At 49.3% G+C, this 6,162-nt stretch carries 7 protein-coding genes; all 7 read left to right on the forward strand.

What is annotated here, in order from left to right:
• The first annotated feature begins 60 nt into the window (after positions 1–60).
• The 7 genes from alr (at position 61) to ACYUJT_RS18290 (ending at position 6,021) form a co-directional block, all read left to right on the forward strand.
• On the forward strand, positions 61–1,245 hold the full coding sequence (alr, locus tag ACYUJT_RS18260; RefSeq protein WP_460324839.1) for an alanine racemase: 1,185 nt from the start codon (positions 61–63) through the stop codon (positions 1,243–1,245).
• 260 nt (positions 1,246–1,505) lie between these two features.
• Positions 1,506–1,787, forward strand: a complete 282-nt coding sequence (locus ACYUJT_RS18265) for a CopG family ribbon-helix-helix protein (RefSeq protein ID WP_019638235.1) — start codon at positions 1,506–1,508, stop codon at positions 1,785–1,787.
• A gap of 3 nt (positions 1,788–1,790) precedes the next feature.
• On the forward strand, positions 1,791–2,141 hold the full coding sequence (locus tag ACYUJT_RS18270) for a type II toxin-antitoxin system PemK/MazF family toxin (RefSeq protein ID WP_125082509.1): 351 nt from the start codon (positions 1,791–1,793) through the stop codon (positions 2,139–2,141).
• Between the two features lie 204 nt (positions 2,142–2,345).
• Positions 2,346–2,708, forward strand: coding sequence for a DUF4190 domain-containing protein (locus tag ACYUJT_RS18275; protein WP_460324787.1), 363 nt, complete (start codon positions 2,346–2,348; stop codon positions 2,706–2,708).
• 132 nt (positions 2,709–2,840) lie between these two features.
• Positions 2,841–5,066: a Tex family protein gene (locus tag ACYUJT_RS18280; RefSeq protein ID WP_460324789.1), complete on the forward strand. Its 2,226-nt coding sequence runs from the start codon at positions 2,841–2,843 to the stop codon at positions 5,064–5,066.
• Between the two features lie 232 nt (positions 5,067–5,298).
• Positions 5,299–5,625, forward strand: coding sequence for a hypothetical protein (locus ACYUJT_RS18285; protein WP_460324791.1), 327 nt, complete (start codon positions 5,299–5,301; stop codon positions 5,623–5,625).
• A gap of 21 nt (positions 5,626–5,646) precedes the next feature.
• Positions 5,647–6,021, forward strand: coding sequence for a hypothetical protein (locus tag ACYUJT_RS18290; RefSeq protein WP_460324793.1), 375 nt, complete (start codon positions 5,647–5,649; stop codon positions 6,019–6,021).
• Positions 6,022–6,162: the final 141 nt, after the last annotated feature.

The following is a 6,162-nucleotide window of genomic DNA, read 5'->3' on the forward strand; positions in this document are numbered from 1 at the left end:
TTACGATTAATGTATTGTTTGATGATGGATTTTCACTCATTAGAGAAGGTGACCTACAAAGTGCAAGTGAAGTATCGACCTACCCGTGCAGAAATCGATTTGGACGCGCTTTATGCCAACTATACTGCTCTACGGAGAAGAATACCAGCGGACATGAAGCTGTTAGCATGCGTTAAAGCAAATGCATATGGACATGGAGCTGTGCCCGTCGCCAAGGAACTTGAACGCTACGGGGCCGATTATCTTAGCGTAGCCTTTCTAGACGAAGCCCTGGAGCTGCGCCAAGCCGGTCTGACCATTCCTATTCTGGTTCTGGGCTATACCCCTCCGAACGGAATACGTACGGCATGGGAGAATGGGATTACCCTTACTTTGTTTAGCGCAGAAGCGCTTGACGAGATCAAAGCTATTGATCCCAGCGAGTATACCGGCAAACTGAAAGTCCATATCAAAATCGATTCTGGTATGGGGCGCCTCGGACTCCTGCCCGGAGATGAGGCGCTGGATTTCATCCGCAATGCAATGAGCCTGCAGCATTTGGAAGTGGAGGGCTTATTTACCCACTTTGCAACAGCGGATGAGCAAGATAAGAGCTATACATTGGAACAGTACCGGCGTTTTCAGAATGTGGTTCATGCGCTGAAGCATTATGATTTGGATATCCCGATTATACATACAGGCAACAGCGCGATTGCAATTGATTTACCGGAGATTTCGTGCCAGATGGTGCGGATCGGCATCGCATTGTATGGCCTCTACCCCTCCGATGAGGTTCATAAAGAGCAGGTTTCGCTTCTTCCGGTTCTATCTCTTAAGACAGAAACGGTGCAGGTGAAGACTTTGCCGCCGCATTCCTCCGTAAGCTACGGAGCGAAATACGTAACGGATCGGGAAGAGGTTATCGCAACGCTGCCGATAGGCTATGCCGACGGATATTCACGGATGCTAAGCGGTAAAGCGCAGATGCTCATTCGCGGCCGGCGCGTTCCTGTCGTGGGAACGATCTGCATGGACCAATGTATGGTTTCGCTACAATCTTTAGCTGAAGAAGCTGAAGAAATCCAAGTCGGTGAGGAGGTTGTTCTCATCGGCCGGCAGTCCGGTGCAATGATTACAGCGGACGAACTGGCCTCCATGCTCGGTACCATTAACTACGAGTTGATCTGTATGTTGGCTCATCGTGTGCCCCGTCTATACATAGGCACAAATAGACCGCAAGTTTTGGTAAACCCGTTGTTTGCCTAAAAAGGCAGACAAAAAACTACAAAACTATCTTCCTAATGGAAGGATTTTATGCTAGGTCCATCGAATGATATACATTATGCTCGAATCATAAAGATGGAAATGATCAAGGTATGTACGCTCATGCCAATTTTGGTTATAATGAAATGCAGCATACTTGATATACACTTAGCATATATTCTTTTGTATAAATATCCTTGAATATTGCTATACTGAGTCACAAGGATCTGGGTCGAGAAGGTTTTGGGGGTGGATGTTTAAAGATGGCCAATATGCAGAACACCAAAAGGATTATGATCAGCTTACCGGATCATCTATTGCAGGAAGTGGATGGAATCGTAGCTATGGAGAATTCCAATCGCAGCGAGCTTATTAGGCAAGCCATGAAACTGTATTTGAACGAACGGAAGAAACGCTTCATCCGGGAGTCTATGCAGCGTGGCTACATGGAAATGGCCAAGATTAACTTAACCATGGCCTCTGAAGCTTTCCACGCGGAGGAAGATGCAGACAGCACTCTGGACCGCCTAGTTAGCGGGGTGTGACCATTGATTGTAAAGCGCGGCGACGTATTTTTTGCAGACCTTTCCCCTGTTGTCGGTTCTGAACAGGGCGGGGTAAGACCTGTGCTTATCATCCAGAATGATATCGGCAACCGATTCAGCCCAACGGTAATCGTTGCTGCCATTACCGCTCAAATCCAAAAAGCTAAGCTGCCGACGCATGTTGAGATTGAAGCGGCTACGCATGGATTTGATAGGGATTCTGTCATTTTGCTTGAACAGATACGTACGATTGATAAGCAAAGACTGACGGACAAAATTACCCATTTGGATGATGAGACGATGAAAAAGGTTAACGATTCGCTGCTTATTAGTCTGGGATTAATCGATTTTTGATGAGAAGAGGAGAAAATTTCTCCTTATAAGGCGTCCCGCCATAGGGGCGTCTTTTTCTAATGTCGTATTTAAGCTACCGATCTTGTGTAATGTTGTAAGTCGGCTTCTATTTAAAGTTAGGATGAATTTTTCGAATTCGCATAGCTTCGCTGGCTTAATCTGGTATAATAAACATATCTACATCTCTGAGGAGGACCGTTTTTAATGGATTATAATTCTTCTGGGCAATACAACTACAATTATCCGCCCGCACCACCCCAGCCGCCTGCACCACCTGCAGAGCAGAGCACGAATGGCAAGTCGGTTACGGCGCTGGTTTTGGGAATATTGGCTATCGCTATTCCCTACATTGGATTTTTTCTAGGGATTGTGGCGATCATTATTGCTTCTATTTCCTTTAAGGAAATCAAGCGAACGAATGAGAAAGGGCATGGCTTCGCCCAAGCAGGATTGATTTGCGGCATTATCGGTACCGCTATTTACGCGCTTATTATCTTGTTCCTTATCATCGTATTTATCGCTGCCGTATCTACACCGGATAATTACTGGAACTACTCGAACTTCTAATTCGACGATCAGACACCGTACCTCGTGTACGGTGTTTTTGTTGTTCATTGGCCCTTGAGAAATGGTCCTGACTGGCACTCGGCCGAAAATTTTGTGATAATAGGAGCAGTGCAATCTGAGGATGAAAGAGGGATGACTTTGTCACAAACTGAAATCAATCCGGAAACGAATACGAACGAGGCGCAAATCGAGGTTAAGGTTCAGGAGCGAATCGTGGCTCAGGCGGCCAAAGAATTAGGGCTGCCTTTAAAGGGAGTGCGGACAACCGTCCAGCTGTTGGATGAAGGTAATACGATCCCCTTTGTGGCCCGCTACCGCAAAGAGATGACTGGAGAACTGGACGAAAACCAGCTTCGCGATATCGAGGATCGGGTACAATATTTGCGGAATTTGGAGGTTCGCAAGCGGGAAGTGATCCGCATCATTGGCGAGCAAGGCAAATTGACCCCGGAGCTGGAGTCTGCCATCGTTCAAGCGGTGAAACTGCAAGAGGTTGAGGATTTGTATCGTCCATACCGGCAAAAACGCAAGACCAGAGCCAGCGTCGCAAAGGAAAAAGGCCTCGAGCCTTTGGCAAAATGGCTGTTAACGCAACCTAAAGACGGCGAGCCTCTGGAGGAGGCTGCCAAGTATGTAAATGCGGAACTTGCAGTTGAGACGGCAGAAGAGGCGCTGCAGGGCGCTATGGACATCGTAGCCGAGGAGATTGCGGATGAGGCGGCAATCAGAGCCTGGGTGCGGAAGTACAGCATAGATCATGGCGTGATTGTGTCGGAAGCGAAGAATCCTGAGGAAGAATCCGTATACGAAATGTACTACGACTACCGCGAGCCTGCCAAGAAAATGCCGCCCCATCGCATATTGGCGATTAACCGGGGCGAACGCGAGAATATTCTTAAAATTTCGCTGGAACTGGATGCCGAAGCGATCCATCGCCATATTGCCGGGCGGACGATTAAAGGTCGTTCCGTGACCGGGAGCATTCTTCAAAACGTGATCGAGGATGCTTATAAAAGGCTGATCGCCCCTTCGATTGAACGGGAAGTGCGCGCGGAGCTGACGGAAAAGGCCGAACGGCAGGCGATCTCTATTTTCTCGGCGAATTTGCGCAGTCTGCTGCTTCAGCCGCCGATAAAGGGGAAAATCGTGCTTGGCGTAGATCCGGCTTACCGTACAGGCTGCAAGCTCGCCGTCGTGGATGAGACGGGCAAGCTGCTGGAAGTCGCCGTAACTTACCCGACGCCGCCAAACAACAAAAAGCGGGAAGCGGCGCTTAAATTCAATGAACTTATGGATAAATACGGTGCAGAGCTTATTGTTATCGGTAATGGCACGGCTTCCCGCGAGACGGAACAATTCGTGGCTGAGATTATTGCGGAACGTAATGATTCTAACCTGGCCTATCTGATCGTGAACGAGGCGGGGGCCAGCGTCTACTCGGCCTCAAAGCTGGCGCAGCAGGAGTTCCCTGATCTGGACGTCGCTGAACGCAGCGCAGTCTCGATAGCGAGAAGACTGCAGGATCCGCTGGCTGAGCTCGTGAAAATCGAACCTAAAGCAATCGGCGTTGGCCAATATCAGCACGACGTATCCCAGAAGCATCTGGACGAGAGCCTTACGGCGGTAGTAGAGTCCGCGGTTAACCATGTCGGCGTAGACGTGAATACGGCATCTCCTTCCCTCTTGTCCTATGTTTCCGGCGTTAACGCAACCACTGCCAAGAACATCGTTAAGTACAGGGAGGAGAATGGAAAATTCACGAGCCGCAAGCAGCTTCAGAAGGTTCCACGTCTCGGCGCAAAAACGTACGAGCAGTGTATCGGGTTCATGCGGATCAATGATGGAGAGCATCCGCTCGACCGCACGCCGATCCATCCTGAGTCCTATGGCGTGGTCACTGAATTGTTCAAGGAGCTGCGTGTAGAGCTGAACCAGCTCGGGACCAAGGAATTGGCCGAGATGCTCTCCACGCTGGAGCCGGAAAACTTGGCCGTACAGCTCGGCGTAGGGGTTCCGACGTTGCGGGATATTCTCGACAGTCTGCAGCGTCCGGGCCGCGACCCGCGTGAAGAGCTTCCACCCCTGATTTTCCGCACAGATGTTCTGAAAATCGAGGATTTATCCCCAGGGATGGAGCTTCAGGGCACCGTTCGTAATGTCATTGATTTCGGCGCGTTTGTCGATATCGGCATTAAGAACGATGGCTTGGTGCATATATCCCAACTCAGCAATGGCTACGTGAAGCACCCGATGGACGTGGTTTCGGTTGGCGATAATGTGACGGTATGGGTGCTTACCGTTGACATTAAGAAGGGACGCGTCGGGTTGACCATGCGCAAGCCTACAGAAGTGAAATAAATATGCAGGGATCTAATAAATTACCAGTCTGAAAGTTCTCAGGCTGGTAATTTTGTTTTTATCGTGCTGACCTCCTATCCTCGTGCATGTTTTTTTTTACTTTGTACACAATGGTAACTATGGCAAGCTCCAGCCCAGCCGGATGAACAGGCAAGTTCATTTGGCCAAAGTTATGGAGAGTTTCTGCAAATGACGGTTTATGACGTAAGCATTTTTAAGAGGAGGGGTGACGTTGGGTAAGCGTTACTATGTGTCCATACCGGGACGGTCGGTTCTGGAAGAGCAGGGCGCCACAGCTTATGAATGGACGATTGAAGCGTCTTCTGAAGAGGCAATCAACTTGAGATATATGCTGGAGCGGATTGGAGAGAAGGAGGATAGCTCCTTTGTGGCTTATATGTTTCCTTGGCCGGATACGCCGGAAGATGAGACTAACAGCGGGTTCCAGAGTCAGATAGACAAGGTGTACCGGGAGATTTACCGGCTGGGCACGGAAGAGACCAGGCGGCAGCTGGACCGAAGCGGTTATGGAGCCGGGGAAGACGAACACGAACAATAACTACAGTAGAATGAGGTGTGAATGAATATGTACTATATCAAGGAAGCCAAATTTCGTCGCTTGGCTGAACATGACGGCCGGGAATGCGCCGAAGTACAAGTATGGCCCGGGGCGGCCGGTGATCCAGAGCTGTATGTGTACGTAGCCCGGTCCCAGGATGGGAATGAGGATTACGAGATCATCCGGATGATTCGCAGCGATGCTGATTTCGAGATCGATTGGTATGATAACAGCCATCACCAGGCTTATGCCGAGATCGCGGAAGAGAACTTTGGCGATACCGGGTGGCCTGAGCCTGCGAAGCAGCGTGTGGATTTCAAGGAGCAGCTGCTTGCTTACGGCGACATCGCCGACAAGCTTAGTGATAAATTGAAAGGCGAAGACACGCAACATTGAGCGGCAGGTAAAATAGTACTTTGAAAATAGAAAAGGATGCGTTATAATAAATAACGCATCCTTTTTATACATACCTTTTTATGTCCCAGTAGCTCAGCTGGATAGAGCAACGGCCTTCTAAGCCGTCGGTCAGGGGTTCGA

This window comes from Paenibacillus sp. YSY-4.3 (assembly GCF_054767475.1).

Excerpts from the sequence above, each read along its gene's own strand:
- ACYUJT_RS18265 (WP_019638235.1), top strand. The coding sequence starts at position 1,506 with ATGGCCAATATGCAGAACACCAAAAGGATTATGATCAGCTTACCGGAT.
- ACYUJT_RS18275 (WP_460324787.1), top strand. The coding sequence starts at position 2,346 with ATGGATTATAATTCTTCTGGGCAATACAACTACAATTATCCGCCCGCA.
- ACYUJT_RS18280 (WP_460324789.1), top strand. The coding sequence starts at position 2,841 with ATGACTTTGTCACAAACTGAAATCAATCCGGAAACGAATACGAACGAG.
- ACYUJT_RS18290 (WP_460324793.1), top strand. The coding sequence starts at position 5,647 with ATGAATATGTACTATATCAAGGAAGCCAAATTTCGTCGCTTGGCTGAA.